This window comes from Ichthyenterobacterium magnum, assembly GCF_003610635.1.
Classification (GTDB): Bacteria; Bacteroidota; Bacteroidia; order Flavobacteriales; family Flavobacteriaceae; genus Ichthyenterobacterium; species Ichthyenterobacterium magnum.
Genome location: NZ_RAQJ01000001.1, coordinates 825,023 through 840,857, shown reverse-complemented (window position 1 = coordinate 840,857; position 15,835 = coordinate 825,023). Strand labels below are relative to the sequence as shown.

The window sequence follows — 15,835 nt, the reverse complement described above, 5'->3', positions numbered from 1 at the left end:
TAAATTAAAAAACTTATGCTTTATCTTTTTTTGCGCAACAGTCTTTTTTACAGTTGTCTGCACAAGCTTTCTTTTTAGCATTGGTTTTATCAGTACAACAATCTTTTTTGCAATCAGCTTTACACGATTTTTCAGATGAAAATGCATCAACAGTTTTCATGTCTTTTACTTTATAAACATCTCCAGCTTTAGTAACAGCTTCTTCAAGAGAATTTGGTGTTACTTTGGCTTCGTCATATTCTACCATTGCAATACGTTTGTCAAAATCTACAGTAGCAGATTTTACACCATCCATTTTTGCTATTTTCTTTTCAATAGTTTTTGCACAACCCATAGCACAAGTCATACCATCAATGCCAAATTCTGCTTTTGCATATTTTGCATTTGGATCTAAAGTTTTAGCAGTGCTAGCTTCTGTTTCAATTGTTTTAACTTCTGGCTGTGTATTATCTTTACATGCAATTGTTGTAAGAGTGATTAAAACTACAACTAATATATTTTTAAATGTCTTCATAGGGTTTTAATATTGAATTTGAAACAAACATAAGGAATATTGCTGTTTCTTGCATTAAAATTAACGAATTTTGTGAATTACTAGTTTCGATTAAGAATTAGTATAAATTTATTTGATTGATGAATGGTATTAATTTAAAATGGGTATATCTTATAGTTTTATCTGTTATTTGGGGAAGCTCTTTTATTCTTATAAAAAAAGCGCTCCTCGGATTAACACCTTACCAATTGGGAGCACTCAGAGTTATAATTACTGGGTTATTTTTATTTCTTGCAGGTTATAAAAACGTAAAAGCGATTAGAAAAAAAGATTGGAAATGGTTAATTATTTCTGGCTTTTTAGGAACTTTCTTTCCTGCTTTTTTCTTTGCTATTGCAGAAACTGAAATTGATAGTGCCGTGGCTTCTATTTTAAATTCATTAGTACCTCTTAATACAATTTTACTGGGCTTTGCTGTGTTTAAAATTGCATCTACCAGACGACAAGTTTTAGGTGTAGTTATTGGGTTTCTTGGTACAAGCATTTTAATTTTGAAAGGTGCTGAGTTAAATCCAGAGCAAAACTATTTATATGCAGGATTTGTTATTGCATCAACATTAATGTATGCGGCTAATGTTAATATTATAAAGCGTTATTTACAAGACGTAAAACCTTTAACGATTGCTGTAGGTAACTTTATTCCTATTGTTATTCCCGCTTTAGTAATATTACTTTTTACAGACTTTTTTAATAGTTCGACATTTAATAACCCAGATTTTAAAATGTCAATTTTTTATATAGTGCTTTTGTCTTTTTTTGGGACAGCTTTAGCCAAGGTATTATTTAATAAATTGGTACAAATCTCTACACCTGTTTTTGCATCTTCTGTAACGTATTTAATGCCTATTGTGGCTTTAATTTGGGGTGTTTTAGATGGCGAAGGATTTAGTTTAATTCAAGGCGTAGCTAGTTTAATTATATTATTTGGTGTGTATTTATCACATAAACGCACTTCATAAAAAAAGCGTGAAGTATTAAAACACTTCACGCTTTTGAATATGTAATGGTTTACTACTTAGTCAAAATCTGCATCAGTAACCCCTTCATTAACTTTAATTTCTTTAATTATGAAATCAATTTTACGAGGGCCAAAAGTTTTACCCATTGTGAAAGGGAACTTAACACCAGAAACTTCTTGGTAATTTAAGAAATAAGTTGTGCTTGAACCAGCTTCAGAAGTTTCAACTTCCATGATTTTCAAACCTGTATCAACACTATAATAAATAGATTTTGTGTTTCCAACATTAATTTTATAAGCATTTCCACCTTCTACTTTTTCAATTTTCTCTAGAGTTACACCACCATTTAAATAGTTAACTTCTGGAAAAGGAGACGATTCTACTTGAGCATCTTTTAATTCATCACCACTTAAATCTTTACGTTGTCCTTGCATTATAATATAACCAACTTCACCATCAATTACAGATTTCATGATTGATTGCCCCATTGCAGTTGCTTCACTTAAAGATTGGTTTTTTACAGTTTTTTTCATTTCAAGATTCATCATCACGCCTGGTTGTAATTCTGCCTCAGCAGTAATATACACAGAGTTTACTTTATCTAATTTGTCTTGTCCGCCAATTGCTGCTATGTATGCGTTTAATACTTTATTAGCATTCATATCTGCTGGCATTTCAATTTCGTAAGTTGGTTTTTCTACAGCATTTGCATACGCATCGTAATATTTAATAGGAATACCTGTTTTTTCAAGATTTTCTATAACATCACTTCCTTTACCAATGACAACAACTCTAGCATTTTCAGGTTTAAAAAACCTATTTGCTACACGCTTTACATCTTCTACAGAAACATCGTTAATGTTTTGTAAGTATTTAGTATAAAAATCTTTTGGTAAGTTATTTAGCTTAATGTTTAAAGCATAATTAGCAACTGTTCTTGGGTTTTCTAATCCCATAATAAATCGCCCTACATATTTAGCTTTTGCATCTTTAAGTGTTTGAGCATCTACGGGCTCTGTTTTTATGCGATTGATTTCTTTTAAAGCTTCAACAACAGCACTATCTGTAACCATGTTTCTTACTTTGGCAGTTGCATTAAAACGAGACGCTCCATACCTATTAGCTCCTAAGCTAGAATATGCACCATAGGTATAACCTTTATCTTCACGAAGGTTTTTAAATAAATAACCTTCACCACCACCACCTAAGATATTGTTAGTAATTAAAGCTGCATGATAATCTTTATCATTCATCTTTAAATCTACATTATTAGTAACAGAAATGCTAGACTGAGATGCTGTTGGTAAATCTACAAAGTTAATTTGAGTGTATTGCGCATTTGGATTCACTTCAGGAAGCGTTGTTGTTACTTCAACAGATTTGTCCCATTCACCAAAATGCTTTTTAACTTGCTTTTTAATTGTACTAAAATCGACATCACCAATAACAACTAAGTAAGCGTTATTAGGGTTGAAGTATTTTTCATAAAAGGCTACTGCATCACCAAAAGATACATTGTTAATTGTTTCTTCTGTAGTGTATTCTCCATATGGATGATTTGTTCCGTATGATAAAGCACGTCCAACACGACCGCCAATAGCGTCTATGCTTTTTTCATTTTGCTTTAAGCTTTCAATAAGCTTGGTTTTTTCTTTGTTAAACTCTTCTTCAGTTAATAAAGGGTTAATAGCTGCATCTGCCATTAACTCTAATATACGGTCTGAGTATTTTGATAAAGAACTAGCAAATCCACCGCTGAAACCAAAGTTAAGATTAGCCCCTAAAAAGTCTATCTCTTCATTAAAATCATCTTTAGAGATTGATGTTGATCCATTGCCTAACATACTCCCAATAAGGCTTTCAACACCAGCTTTTTTTCCCGTTGCAATTGGGTTGTTGTCAATACGTAATGAGTATGAAACTCTTGGTAGTTTATGGTTTTCTACAACAAGAACTTTTAATCCGTTTTTTAATTCAAATTCTCCTGGAACTTCTAATGTAATCTCTGGTTCTGGACCTGCTTTAGGTTGCTTAGATCTATCTATTTGTGCAGAAACACTAATAGTTATTAAAAACAATGCGACAAACGCAGATACCTTAGTTTTTATATTAAATGTTTTCATTTTATTCATTGTCTTTTTTAGGTAAATATTCTATTTCTACACGCTGATTTGGGCTTAAATATTTTTTAGCTACAGCTTGAATTTCTTCTCTTGTAATTGATCTGTAAATATCAATTTGTTTATTAATTAAGTTTACATCTCCTTTTAATAAATAATTTGTTGCTAAAGATTCTGCAATACCTGCAATGCTAGCGTTAGCATTTACAAATTGATTTTCAAATTGATTGATTAGTTTTTGATAATCACGTTCTGAAATTAATTCGTTTTGCACTTTAACAATTTCCTCGTCAATTTCATCTAAAATAGTATCTAATGAAGTGTCTCCTTGCGGAATTGCAAATAAGGCAAAAATGTTATAATCCATTTGTGGGATATTACCAGACTGTAATTGTAAAGCTAGTTTTTGTTCGTCAACAAGTTTTTTATATAATACTGAGCTTTTTCCACCACTTAAATAAGTAGAAATCATGTCTAATACAGAAGCGTCACGGCTTGCAAATCCAGGTGTTCTGTATGTTGCTATAATTGCTGGGATTTGAATGTTTTTATCGTAAGCTTTTGCTTTAATAGTTTCTGTAATAGGCTCTTCTTTAGGGAAGTTTCTAACCACTTCTGGTTTGCTTTTTATTTCATTAAAGTAATCGCCAACCAATTTTTTAGTTTGTACCACATCAATATCTCCAGCAACAACTAAAACAGCGTTGTTTGGCCCATAATATTTGTCAAAATATGCGTTAAATTCTTCTAAGGTTGCTGCATCTAAATGTTCCATATAGCCAATATTGGGGTCTTTATATGGATGTACTTTAAAAAGATTTGTTCCTATAGCTTGAAATAATCCGCCATAAGGAGAGTCATAACGCTGACGTTTTTCTTCTTTTACAACTTCATTTTGAGTATCAACACCAATTTGATCAATAACTGGGTGTAACATACGCTCAGACTCTAACCATAAGCCTAATTCTAATTTGTTAGAAGGGAAAATTTCGTAGTAATACGTTCTGTCTTGAGATGTGTTAGCATTGAAAGTTCCTCCATTTGCTGGAATGATTTTCATGAATTCTCCACGTTCAATATTTTCTGTACCTTCAAACAAAAGGTGTTCAAAAAAGTGAGCAAACCCAGTACGTTTTCTGTCTCCATCTTTTCCTCCTACATTGTACATAACCGAAGTTATTACTACAGGAGCCGTGTTGTCTTGATGAAGAATTACATGTAATCCATTATCTAGATCAAATTCTTCAAATTTAACTTCTTGTGCAGTAGTAGCAAAAATGACTAATACAAAAGCAGCTAAAGTAAATAAGCTTTTTTTCATTGTGAATTTCTTTTTAAAATTAGTTTTGTTTTAATGTAAGTCTGTAACTTGTGAAAGTTGTTACAAGTGAGCACAAAAATAAGTAATAGTAATTCGTTTTTAATGGTTTAATTGCAAAAAAATAGCTTAAAAAAGTGAGAAATAGTTAAATTTTCACGAACTTTAGTTCTAAACATCTTAAAAAGTAAAAACATGAATACATCATTTTCGGTTGCTTTAAAGTATGGGCTCTTTATCACAGTTTCTTTAATAGCTTATTTTTTGGTACTAAGATTGTTTCATATGCATGAAAATCCTTGGCTAAGATTATTTAATGGTTTAGCAATGGCCTCAGGAATTTATTTTGCTATTAAGTACTATAAACTGTCTTTAGGAGAAAGTTTTTCTTATGTTAATGGCTTTAAAACAGGTTTGTTAACTGGTTTTTTTGCCACAATTTGGTTTACATTTTTTATGGCTATTTATATGTTTCATATTGACCCCAATTTTACTGAGAAACTATTAGGAGAATGGTTGCAAAATTATGGTGAAGGCGCAGGTGTTTTAGTTTTTATTATTCTTATTGAAGGTTTAGCATCTACAGTTGTATTAACATTAACGTTTATGCAACTCTTTAAAAAAAGTCGAAATCTATCTTAAATGACTTAAAACGTTTGTAGTTTAATTAATTAGCTGTATATTTGCACTCATTTTTTAGTAAAATTAATTAATAAAAACGTTACGCTATGTACGCAATTGTAGAGATAGCAGGGCATCAATTTAAAGTTGAAAAAGACCAAAAAGTTTTTGTTAACCGTTTAGCAACAGAAGAAGGTAAGAAAGTTTCTTTCGATAATGTTCTTTTAATTGCAGATGGTAGCAATGTAACTTTAGGCGCCCCAGCTATAGGCGGAGCACAAGTAAGTGCAAAAGTCATTAAGCACCTTCAAGGTGATAAAGTTATTGTTTTTAAAAAGAAAAGAAGAAAAGGTTACCGTGTAAAAAACGGTCATAGACAAGCCTTATCTGAAATCGTAATTGAAAGCATTGTAGCTTCAGGAGCTAAACCAACAAAAGCTGAAAAAGCCGCTCCAAAAAAAGCTGAACCTAAAGCTGCTGCTCCAAAAGCAGAAGTTTCTCAAGATTTAAGCAAACTTACTGTTGCTGAATTAAAAGAGATGGCAAAAGCAAAAGGAATTGAAGGACTTTCTTCTATGAAGAAAGCTGATTTAATTGCTGCATTAAGTTAATTATTAACAATATAAAACCTTAAGACAATGGCTCATAAAAAAGGAGTAGGTAGTTCTAAAAATGGTAGAGAATCAGAATCGAAACGCTTAGGTGTTAAGATATTTGGTGGACAAGCTGCTATAGCAGGAAATATCATCGTAAGACAAAGAGGTACAGCACATAATCCTGGTGAGAATGTATACGCTGGAAAAGACCACACTTTACATGCTAAAGTTGATGGAATAGTAAAATTCACAAAGAAAAGAGATAATAAATCTTATGTTTCTATTGAGCCTTTTGAAGCTTAATTGAATTTTATTTCACAATATTAAAAAACCCATTCTTATTGAATGGGTTTTTTGTTTTTACTATATGTAGATATTAAATATTAATCTACAATTTTCATCTTCTTCAAAAGAAAACTTGCATTCATATTTTGGCAAATGCCTTTTTTGAGCGTGTAATCAAAATGAAGCTCATCGTTAATTATTTCAGCATCAAAAAAGTAATTTTTTACTTCGTCTAGTTTGTCTGCAATTTTACATAAACTTAAATCGTGCGTTGCAATAATTCCTGTTGCATTTCCTACAACCAATTTTTCTACAAACTTACGTGAACCAATAGCTTTGTCTGTTGAATTTGTCCCTTTTAAAATTTCGTCTAAAATAATAAAATAAGGTTCTTTTTCTATTTCGTCAACAATAAATTTAAGACGTGTTAACTCTGAAAAAAAATAGGAACTGTCATCGGTCAACGAATCACTTGTACGCATGCTTGTAATGAGTTTTACTGGCGAATACGTGCTAGACTTAGCACAAACAGGTAATCCCACATTTGCCATTACAATGTGAAGAGAAATAGTTCTTAAAAAGGTGCTTTTTCCAGCCATATTTGCTCCAGTGACAATAAAGAATTCTTGATTTTTAATTGACACATCACTATCTACACGCTTTGTTTTATTTAATAGCGGATGACCTAAATCTTCTGCTTTAATCACTGAGTTGTTTTTCGTAATTTCTGGATATATATAATTTGGGTGATTAAAAGCATAAGTACCTAAACTTATGTAAGCGTCGAAAAATGAAACAATCTCAAACCAATCTTCTACTTTATGTGCATATTGTTTAATCCATTGCTCTATTTTATATGTGTTTTTAATATCATATAGTAAATAACCATTACCAAAAATTGCAGAAATTAAATTGTTTCTATTATCTAAAGCATCTAGATGTTTTGAGAATTCAGCAAAAATATATGAAGCTTTTTTGTTTTCTGATTGAATTTTACTCTGCTTGTTTATTAATAATTCTGAGGTGAAACTTTCACGTTCTATTTGTTGTAGAAGCAAAGCGTATTGCCTAAAAGTGTCTTTTACTTTTTCGGTATTAGAAGACAAAGCATTTATTTTTTTTAAATACTTACCAGTTATTATTAATCCAAGTAAAAGCCAATACCCAAAAAAAGAAACATGAAGCATTTTTAAAATAACTAAAACTAATAAAATAACTGAAGTTATTGAAAAGGCTAAAGGTAACCACCTCATCATATTTGGTAAAACAGATTTATGATTTTTTAGCCAATTAATGATTTTTGTGGCTGGTGTTTCTACTTTAATTAAACTAGCGGTCGCAGAATAGTATTGTTGCCATTCTGGTTTTTGTGATAGTTCTGTTATAGCCTCTTGGCGTAGTTTAATAGACTTGGTATTATTAGCCGTTAACGCATTTGCTAGCACTTTTGTGCCTTCATTAATAACAGTTCTATTTGTAAATTGAAAAAAAGAACCTTTCCCAAATAAATCAATATCTAAACTGTAATAGTGATTTGGGTCTTGAAATTGCAATCCTTGATCTCTATCATGAAAATTACCAGATATTATTTGTAATTCGGTTTCATTAATTGCAATTAATGATTTATGAAGTGCTCTTTTGGCTTTAATGTCTGTATACTTAGATAATATATAGATAAACACTGCAATACCAATTATAGCAATAAGAGTAGCTATTTTCCATTGATTAAAAGTAAAATATACACCAACAGCAGTAATGATAAAAACTAATAGACGAAGCGAACTCAAACCTGTCATTTGCTTGTAGAGTTGCTTAACTGCCTTGTGGTGTTTTTTTAATTGAGTTTTATAATAAGATTCTGGAGTATTCATGTAATGTTATTCAAGTATAAAGAAACAAAAAATCCCAATGTTGTATTGGGATTTTTATAAGGTTTCTAATTTAATAGAATTATAGTTTTAGCCTTTTAAGCTAGCTTTTAAGTATTCAGAATTCATACGAGCAATGTTTTCTAAAGAGATTCCTTTAGGGCATTCAATTTCACAAGCGCCAGTGTTAGTACAATTACCAAAACCTTCATCATCCATTTGCTTAACCATATTTAATACACGATCAGTAGCTTCAACTTGACCTTGTGGTAATAATGCAAATTGCGATACTTTTGCTCCTACAAATAACATTGCAGAAGAGTTTTTACAAGTTGCCACACAAGCGCCACAACCAATACATGTTGCGGCTTCAAAAGCGGTATCTGCATCTTCTTTGTTTACAGGAATTGCATTGGCATCAATAGTGTTTCCTGATGTGTTTACAGAAATAAATCCACCTGCATGCTGAATGCGATCAAAAGAGCTTCTATCTACAATTAAATCTTTAATTACAGGAAATGCTGTTGCTCTAAATGGCTCAATAGTAATCGTGTCTCCATCTTTAAACATACGCATGTGTAACTGACACGTTGTAATACCACGATCAGGGCCATGCGCTTCTCCATTAATGTATAAAGAACACATACCGCAAATACCTTCACGACAATCATGATCAAAAGCAACAGGGCTTTCATCTTTATTAACCAACTGCTCGTTTAAAACATCTAGCATTTCTAGGAAAGACATATCTGGTGAAATATCGCTGACTTTATAGTCGACCATTTTTCCTTTATCACTTGCGTTTTTTTGACGCCAAATTTTAAGTGTTAAATTCATATTCATAGCTTCCCTTATTTATATGATCTTTGTTTTAATTCTATATCCTTGAACTCTAATTCTTCTTTATGTAAAATAGCATCGCTTGGTTCTCCTTTATATTCCCAAGCAGCAACGTAAGCAAAGTTTTCATCATCACGTAAGGCTTCTCCTTTTTGTTCACCATCTAATTCTACAGAGTCTTCTCTAAAGTGTCCTCCACAAGATTCTTCTCTATTAAGTGCATCTTTAGCAAATAACTCTCCTAACTCCAAGAAATCTGCAACACGACCAGCTTTTGCCAATTCTTCGTTGTATTCTTCATTAGTTCCTGGAACTTTCACGTCTTTCCAGAATTGCTCACGCAATTCTTTAATTTCTGAAATAGCTTCAGTTAAACCTTTTACATTTCTAGACATTCCAACTTTGTTCCACATGATTTTTCCTAATCGCTTGTGGAAATAATCTACTGAATGCTTTCCTTCATTAGTCACAAAGAAATCTAACTTCTCTCTAACTTCTTTTTCGGCAGCTTCAAATTCTTTAGTTTCAGTAGAAATTGGTCCTGTTCTAATATCATTAGATAAATAATCACCAATTGTATAAGGCAACACAAAATATCCATCTGCTAAACCTTGCATTAGAGCTGAAGCTCCAAGTCTGTTTGCACCATGATCAGAGAAATTGGCTTCACCAATACAATATAAACCAGGAACGGTTGTCATTAAATTATAATCTACCCAAACGCCACCCATTGTATAGTGAACTGCCGGATAAATCATCATTGGTGTATTGTATGGATCTTGATCTACGATCTTCTCATACATTTGGAATAAATTTCCATATTTATTTTTAACAACGTCTTGTCCTAAAGACTTTACTAAAGCTGCATCATTTTCGTCTAAACCTTTTACGTGTGCTTGCTCTTTTCCATAACGTTGAATGGCTGAAGCAAAATCTAAAAATACAGCTTCTCCAGTTGCATTTACGCCATAACCAGCATCACAACGTTCTTTTGCAGCACGTGATGCAACATCACGAGGCACTAAGTTTCCAAAGGCTGGATAACGACGCTCTAAATAATAATCACGATCGTCTTCTGCTAAATCTTTTGGTTTTAATGTTCCCGCTTTAATGGCTTCAACATCTTTCATATGTTTTGGCACCCAAATACGGCCATCATTTCTTAAAGATTCAGACATCAATGTTAGTTTTGATTGATGATCTCCAGAAACTGGAATACATGTTGGGTGAATTTGTGTATAGCAAGGATTTGCAAAGTAAGCACCGCGTTTGTGGGCTTTCCAAGCAGCTGTTACATTAGATCCCATCGCATTTGTTGATAAGAAGAAAACGTTACCATAACCACCAGTTCCTAACACAACAGCATGCGCTGAATGACGTTCAATTTCTCCAGTAATTAAGTTACGTGTTATGATACCACGAGCTTTTCCATCAACAATAACAACGTCAAGCATTTCATGACGGTTGTACATCTTTATTTTCCCACGCCCAATCTGACGATTCATTGCAGAATATGCTCCTAATAATAATTGTTGTCCTGTTTGTCCAGCAGCATAAAATGTTCTTGAAACCAAAACGCCTCCAAACGAACGGTTATCTAACAATCCTCCATATTCACGAGCAAAAGGAACGCCTTGTGCAACACATTGGTCAATAATATTAGCAGACACTTCAGCCAAACGATAAACGTTAGCTTCACGCGAACGATAATCGCCACCTTTTACAGTATCGTAAAATAATCTGTATGTTGAATCTCCATCTCCTTGGTAGTTTTTTGCAGCATTAATTCCACCTTGTGCAGCAATTGAGTGCGCACGTCTTGGTGAATCTTGAAAGCAAAACGCCTTTACATTGTATCCTAATTCTGCTAAAGTAGCAGCAGCAGAACCGCCTGCTAATCCAGTACCTACAACAATAACATCTATGTTACGTTTGTTCGCTGGATTTACAAGATCGATATGATTTTTATAATTCGTCCATTTATCTGCAATTGGACCTTTTGGTATTTTAGAATCTAAAGCCATAGGTTATGATAAAACGTGATTAAGATGATGATATACTGCAATAAATATAAACCCTAAAGGAATAAGAATAGCATAAGCTTTTCCAAACCCATTTAAGCCTTTAGTATATTTATTATTTGCTCCAACTGATTGAAATGCCGAATTAAAACCATGTAATAAATGCAGTGCTAAAAAGATAAAAGCAATCACATAAAGAATGGTTCTTACATGGCTGTGAAATTTATGTTGTAGTTCTTCAAAATATCTAAACTCACCATTATGTAAACCGCTCCAATCACCATCTATAAATTTGGTGTTTATTTCTGGAAACCAGAAATCATAAAAGTGTAACCCAACAAAAGCAAGAATAGCTAAACCACTCCAAATCATATTACGACTCATCCAAGATGAATTTGCTGCACCATTGTTTTTTGCGTAGCTCACTTTTCTAGCACTCCTATTTTTTAGTTCGAGGATAAATCCCATTACAAAGTGAAAAATCACACCAAAAATTAATATCGGCTGCAAAATGTATTGTACAGGCCAAAAAGTTCCCATAAAGTGCGATGCTTCGTTAAAAGTATCTGGACTAAATACAGAAAGGATATTAATTGCAAAATGTTGTAAAAGGAAAAACATTAGGAAAAAAGCTGAAAGTGCCATGGCAAACTTTCTTCCAATCGAAGAATTTAAAATTCCACTCATTTTTTTGAAGTTAGTTTAATGATAACAAAAATACGCTTCAATTAAATTATAGACAACAAGATGAAAGGTTAAATTTCTATTTAGAATGATTTTAATTAGAATGCGAAGGTATTAAACCTCGAAGCCCCATATCTACAACTTGTTCTCCAATTGAAGGCTCGTATTTTCCATCTAGATTTACTTCTGTCCACTCAAAGCTATTATTGATTGAAAACGATAAGGTTACTTCAATATTTTCAGTTTCATTTCCAGTAATTTCTAATTGGTTTTCAAACTGCCCGGTAACTACACATGAACCTTGTGGAATTGGAGAAGAGTTAAACAAAGGGTTTGGAACTGTTGTTGCGCCTTCTGGAGCTTGACCTTGAGTTGTAAAACCTAAAGCTTCAAAAGCCCAAAAACCTTGAGGCTTATTTGCATTGATGTTAAAAGTATTTCCATTAAGATTAAAAGAAGTAATGTAATTGTTATACCCAACAAAGCTTGCTAATGTACCGGCTATTTCATTTCCGTTTGTAAGCACATTAATAATACCTTCTTGGTAAGCTAATGATACGCGTACCCAATTATAATTTCCAGAAGCAACATCACTTAAAGGCACAGAAATAAATAGTTCGTCATTTCCTGTAAAAATGGCATTTTGAAAATTGATAGCTTGAGTGCCACCTGCGTTTGTTTCGTTACCTTCAAAAATAATTTCACCTGTTCCTAATGCTGTAGTTGCAGTTGGTGCAAACTCAATGTAATTAGCACTCATCTTGTTTATTGTTGGCGATTGTGCAGCATTATTGGCTGGTATTGTAGCAGGTTGTCCTAGGTTATTAAGACGTTCTTGACTTGCATCGAATTTGAGTTTTATAATAAGTTGAGGTACATCAGGATTTATACAACAATCATCATTATCCTCACTACAAGATAACGTTAATCCAAAAACTAGTATTATGATTATTTTGAGTGCTTTCATCTGTTTAGAGTTTTTAATATAACTTAAAAAGAGCTTGATTTATTTTACCTCAAATAAAGCTTTATTACTATTTATTTGAATGGTATATTTTCCTTTTGGTAAATAATATTTCTTGTTTTTAGCTTTGCTTATATCTATGCTTGTGTTTTCTTTAAGTAATGCTTTTTTACCTTTTTCTGTTAAGGTTAAGTCATAAGTTGCATAGTTAAATCCTTTATCTGTATTAATTTTTATTTCGTTAAGAAGTACTCCTTTTTCTGAAAGTATTTTAATAGTTTTTTCTCCTGAAGTATTAGAAAAGAAAGGAATGTTAAGTTTGGGTTCAAATGCATCAAACCATTTACTCCACGAGTTTCCCCATTGTGATGAATGCTTTAAATTTTCAATTTCAAAAATCTTGATATCATTTTTAATGATTCCGCTAGAATACTCTTGCAGCGATTTAATGTCTGCCTTATAGATGCTTCGTCCATGTGTTCCTAATAGCAAATGTTTTGCTTTTGGTTGAATCACAATATCATGAAAAGCAACATTAGGTAATCCGTTACTAAATACGTCCCAATGTTCACCTTGATTGAAAGATACGTATGCACCATTATCTGTTCCTAAGTATAATACATTTTCATTTTCTGGGTCTTCTCTAATAACATTTACTGGCGATGAAGGAATATTTGAACTGATGTTTTTCCAAGTTTCTCCGTAGTCATCACTCATATAAGTATAAACTTTAAAATCATCCCATCGATAACCATTTAATGTTACATAAACACGCTTTTTTTTATGTTCAGAAGCAATTATACGACTTACCCAAAGGTCTTTTGGCAAGCCTTCTGAAATATTTGTCCAACTACCTCCAGAATTTTTAGTGACGTATACTAATCCGTCATCGCTTCCTGTATAAATTAACCCAAATTGAAAAGGAGACTCGCTTATACTTGATAAAGTACCATAAGCGACATTTCCTTTTTTTCCACCATTGGTAAGGTCTTCACTAATGGCAACCCAATCATCTCCTTGATTCATAGAACGCATTAATTTATTTCCGCCTAAGTATAAAATGTCTTGGTTGTGAGGCGATAATAAAATTGGAGATTGCCAATTAAAACGATATGGATTTTCGCCTAAATCATGCTTTGGTTGAATGTAGGTTTGCTTTTTTGTTTCTAGATTAAGTCTAAAGTAATTTCCGAATTGAAAACCTGTATAAACTATAGTGTTATCTCGACTATCAATTTGAATTTGCATACCATCGCCACCCATAATATTTTCCCATGGATATTGCCCATATTGATGCCAGCTTTTATCTTCAGGAGCATTGTGAGCTCCAACCCAAACGCCATTATCTTGTAAACCACCATATACGTTATAGGGTTCAGCATTGTCAACATTAATAGCGTAAAATTGACCAACTGATGGCGAGTTGTTTTTTATCCAATTTTCTCCATCATCATAAGTGATATTTACGCCTCCATCATTACCATTAATTATGTGATTTGGGTTTTTAGGATTAATCCAAAGCGCATGATGATCGGCATGAACATTTTCTGCACTAATTGATGTAAAGGTTTTTCCGCTATCTTTAGACTTAACTATCGGAACACCATAAATGTAAATGTTGTCTGCATTATTTGGTGCGACATAAATATGACCAAAATAGTAACCATAGCTATAATAAATATCATCTAGATAACCGTCATGAGTTTTTTTCCATGTTTGTCCGCCATTAGTGCTTTTATAAACTTCGGTTCCTATAACTGGTGTATCAAACAACCTAGAATTTGCATCTTCAAGGTATTTAGCAAGGTCAATAGGTTTAAGGTTTCCGCTTCGTACCATTTGCTTAACATTATCTGCTCTATATTTTTCTTGAAAGCCATTTAATTTTAAATAGCTGTTAAGCTTTTTATTTTCTAATTTTAAAAATGTATCAGTAGACATTGTTTTAAAATCATCTTTAGTCAAGATGTTAGATTCGTTATCTTTTTTTTCATCTGAAGGCCTTCTAAATTGACTATCATGTACTGCATAAATAATAGTATCGTCAAAAATGGCTAGACCAATTCGTCCAACACCATTTCCAGTTGGAAAACCACTTTCTTCTGTAGAAACTTTAGTCCATGTGTCTCCTGCATCTATACTTTTGTAAATTGCCGAATTGTTTCCGCTACCATCAAAATTCCACGCTTTACGGTCTTTAGTCCAAGATGAAGCAAACATTAAATTGAAGTTGTTTGGGTTGGTTTGTAAATCAATGATTCCGCTCATATCATCTATAAACAATTTTTGAGACCATGTTTTTCCACCATCTATAGTTTTGTAAATACCACGTTCTTGATTAGGTGAATATAAATGTCCTGTAACACCAATAACGACTTCGTCAGGATTGTTTGGGCTAATTAGAATACGACCAATATGGTGGGAATCTTTAAGCCCCATGTTTTGCCATGTTTTACCGTTGTCTGTAGATTTTAAAACGCCAATACCTGCATAAGAAGAACGTGAAGAGTTGTTTTCTCCTGTTCCAACCCAAATGGTGCGGTTTTTCCAATCGACAGCTATATCTCCTACATTTTGAGTTGCCGAAGCATCAAGAATAGGCGTAAATGTTGTACCGTTGTTAATTGTGTGCCAAACACCACCAGAAGCGTAACCAACATAAAACTCTGTAGGGTTTTCTGGATTAACAGCTAAATCTACAACGCGACCACTCATAATAGTTGGGCCAATATTCTCAAAAAGAACATTTTTAACTAGTGATGTTTGAGTTAATTCAGCTTTTTTGTTTAGTGCATCGCTGATGATTTGTGATGAGGTTGCTGGTTGTTGCGCGTTGATGAAAAATGAAATTATAAAGAATAGATAACAGATGTTTTTAAGCATAATGGGTGGTTTTTAAAAAGCTTTAAAGGTAATAAATATTGAAGATGAATATGTCTGAAAATATGGCAAATCTGTTTTATGATATGAATTTGTGTCAATTCAAATTATCTTTTTAAATTCGAT

The 15,835-nt window shown here is 32.6% G+C and carries 13 protein-coding genes; 4 read left to right on the top strand and 9 right to left on the bottom strand.

Annotated elements, in window-relative coordinates:
* Positions 1 to 13: 13 nt before the first annotated feature.
* Positions 14 to 514, bottom strand: coding sequence for a heavy-metal-associated domain-containing protein (locus tag BXY80_RS04000; protein WP_120199911.1), 501 nt, complete (start codon positions 512 to 514; stop codon positions 14 to 16).
* Between the two features lie 119 nt (positions 515 to 633).
* Here BXY80_RS04000 and BXY80_RS03995 point away from each other — a divergent pair, with 119 nt between their 5' ends.
* On the top strand, positions 634 to 1,512 hold the full coding sequence (locus BXY80_RS03995; protein ID WP_120199910.1) for a DMT family transporter: 879 nt from the start codon (positions 634 to 636) through the stop codon (positions 1,510 to 1,512).
* 56 nt (positions 1,513 to 1,568) lie between these two features.
* Here the strand turns inward: BXY80_RS03995 and BXY80_RS03990 are convergent, their stop codons facing one another.
* Both BXY80_RS03990 and BXY80_RS03985 read right to left on the bottom strand, forming a co-directional pair.
* Entirely contained in the window at positions 1,569 to 3,635 is a 2,067-nt protein-coding gene (locus BXY80_RS03990; RefSeq protein WP_120200348.1) for a M16 family metallopeptidase, read from the bottom strand.
* A 1-nt stretch (position 3,636) separates the two neighbouring features.
* Positions 3,637 to 4,953, bottom strand: a complete 1,317-nt coding sequence (locus tag BXY80_RS03985; protein WP_120199909.1) for a M16 family metallopeptidase — start codon at positions 4,951 to 4,953, stop codon at positions 3,637 to 3,639.
* Between the two features lie 192 nt (positions 4,954 to 5,145).
* Here BXY80_RS03985 and BXY80_RS03980 point away from each other — a divergent pair, with 192 nt between their 5' ends.
* From BXY80_RS03980 to rpmA, 3 genes are all read left to right on the top strand, one after another.
* Positions 5,146 to 5,592: a DUF4199 domain-containing protein gene (locus tag BXY80_RS03980; protein WP_120199908.1), complete on the top strand. Its 447-nt coding sequence runs from the start codon at positions 5,146 to 5,148 to the stop codon at positions 5,590 to 5,592.
* A gap of 86 nt (positions 5,593 to 5,678) precedes the next feature.
* Positions 5,679 to 6,182: a 50S ribosomal protein L21 gene (gene rplU / locus BXY80_RS03975; protein WP_120199907.1), complete on the top strand. Its 504-nt coding sequence runs from the start codon at positions 5,679 to 5,681 to the stop codon at positions 6,180 to 6,182.
* Positions 6,183 to 6,209: 27 nt separating this feature from the next.
* The gene (gene rpmA, locus BXY80_RS03970; protein ID WP_120199906.1) at positions 6,210 to 6,470 is read left to right on the top strand and encodes a 50S ribosomal protein L27; all 261 of its coding nucleotides are present in this window, start codon (positions 6,210 to 6,212) and stop codon (positions 6,468 to 6,470) included.
* Between the two features lie 80 nt (positions 6,471 to 6,550).
* Here rpmA and BXY80_RS03965 read toward each other — a convergent pair whose 3' ends face one another.
* The 6 genes from BXY80_RS03965 to BXY80_RS03940 all read right to left on the bottom strand — a co-directional run bounded on the left by BXY80_RS03965 (position 6,551) and on the right by BXY80_RS03940 (position 15,712).
* Positions 6,551 to 8,323, bottom strand: a complete 1,773-nt coding sequence (locus tag BXY80_RS03965) for a MutS-related protein (RefSeq protein WP_120199905.1) — start codon at positions 8,321 to 8,323, stop codon at positions 6,551 to 6,553.
* Between the two features lie 87 nt (positions 8,324 to 8,410).
* Positions 8,411 to 9,157, bottom strand: a complete 747-nt coding sequence (locus BXY80_RS03960) for a succinate dehydrogenase/fumarate reductase iron-sulfur subunit (RefSeq protein ID WP_120199904.1) — start codon at positions 9,155 to 9,157, stop codon at positions 8,411 to 8,413.
* A gap of 14 nt (positions 9,158 to 9,171) precedes the next feature.
* A complete protein-coding gene (locus BXY80_RS03955; protein WP_120199903.1) occupies positions 9,172 to 11,184 on the bottom strand; it encodes a fumarate reductase/succinate dehydrogenase flavoprotein subunit in 2,013 nt (670 codons plus the stop codon).
* A 3-nt stretch (positions 11,185 to 11,187) separates the two neighbouring features.
* The gene (locus BXY80_RS03950; protein WP_120199902.1) at positions 11,188 to 11,868 is read right to left on the bottom strand and encodes a succinate dehydrogenase cytochrome b subunit; all 681 of its coding nucleotides are present in this window, start codon (positions 11,866 to 11,868) and stop codon (positions 11,188 to 11,190) included.
* Between the two features lie 91 nt (positions 11,869 to 11,959).
* Entirely contained in the window at positions 11,960 to 12,832 is an 873-nt protein-coding gene (locus tag BXY80_RS03945; RefSeq protein ID WP_120199901.1) for a hypothetical protein, read from the bottom strand.
* Positions 12,833 to 12,871: 39 nt separating this feature from the next.
* Positions 12,872 to 15,712 (bottom strand): WD40/YVTN/BNR-like repeat-containing protein, encoded by a 2,841-nt coding sequence (locus tag BXY80_RS03940; protein WP_120199900.1) that lies wholly within the window; start codon positions 15,710 to 15,712, stop codon positions 12,872 to 12,874.
* Positions 15,713 to 15,835 lie beyond the last annotated feature (123 nt).

Coding starts and splice junctions, on each gene's coding strand:
- BXY80_RS04000 (WP_120199911.1), bottom strand. CDS start 514: ATGAAGACATTTAAAAATATATTAGTTGTAGTTTTAATCACTCTTACA.
- BXY80_RS03995 (WP_120199910.1), top strand. CDS start 634: ATGAATGGTATTAATTTAAAATGGGTATATCTTATAGTTTTATCTGTT.
- BXY80_RS03990 (WP_120200348.1), bottom strand. CDS start 3,635: ATGAAAACATTTAATATAAAAACTAAGGTATCTGCGTTTGTCGCATTG.
- BXY80_RS03985 (WP_120199909.1), bottom strand. CDS start 4,953: ATGAAAAAAAGCTTATTTACTTTAGCTGCTTTTGTATTAGTCATTTTT.
- BXY80_RS03980 (WP_120199908.1), top strand. CDS start 5,146: ATGAATACATCATTTTCGGTTGCTTTAAAGTATGGGCTCTTTATCACA.
- rplU (WP_120199907.1), top strand. CDS start 5,679: ATGTACGCAATTGTAGAGATAGCAGGGCATCAATTTAAAGTTGAAAAA.
- rpmA (WP_120199906.1), top strand. CDS start 6,210: ATGGCTCATAAAAAAGGAGTAGGTAGTTCTAAAAATGGTAGAGAATCA.
- BXY80_RS03965 (WP_120199905.1), bottom strand. CDS start 8,323: ATGAATACTCCAGAATCTTATTATAAAACTCAATTAAAAAAACACCAC.
- BXY80_RS03960 (WP_120199904.1), bottom strand. CDS start 9,157: ATGAATTTAACACTTAAAATTTGGCGTCAAAAAAACGCAAGTGATAAA.
- BXY80_RS03955 (WP_120199903.1), bottom strand. CDS start 11,184: ATGGCTTTAGATTCTAAAATACCAAAAGGTCCAATTGCAGATAAATGG.
- BXY80_RS03950 (WP_120199902.1), bottom strand. CDS start 11,868: ATGAGTGGAATTTTAAATTCTTCGATTGGAAGAAAGTTTGCCATGGCA.
- BXY80_RS03945 (WP_120199901.1), bottom strand. CDS start 12,832: ATGAAAGCACTCAAAATAATCATAATACTAGTTTTTGGATTAACGTTA.
- BXY80_RS03940 (WP_120199900.1), bottom strand. CDS start 15,712: ATGCTTAAAAACATCTGTTATCTATTCTTTATAATTTCATTTTTCATC.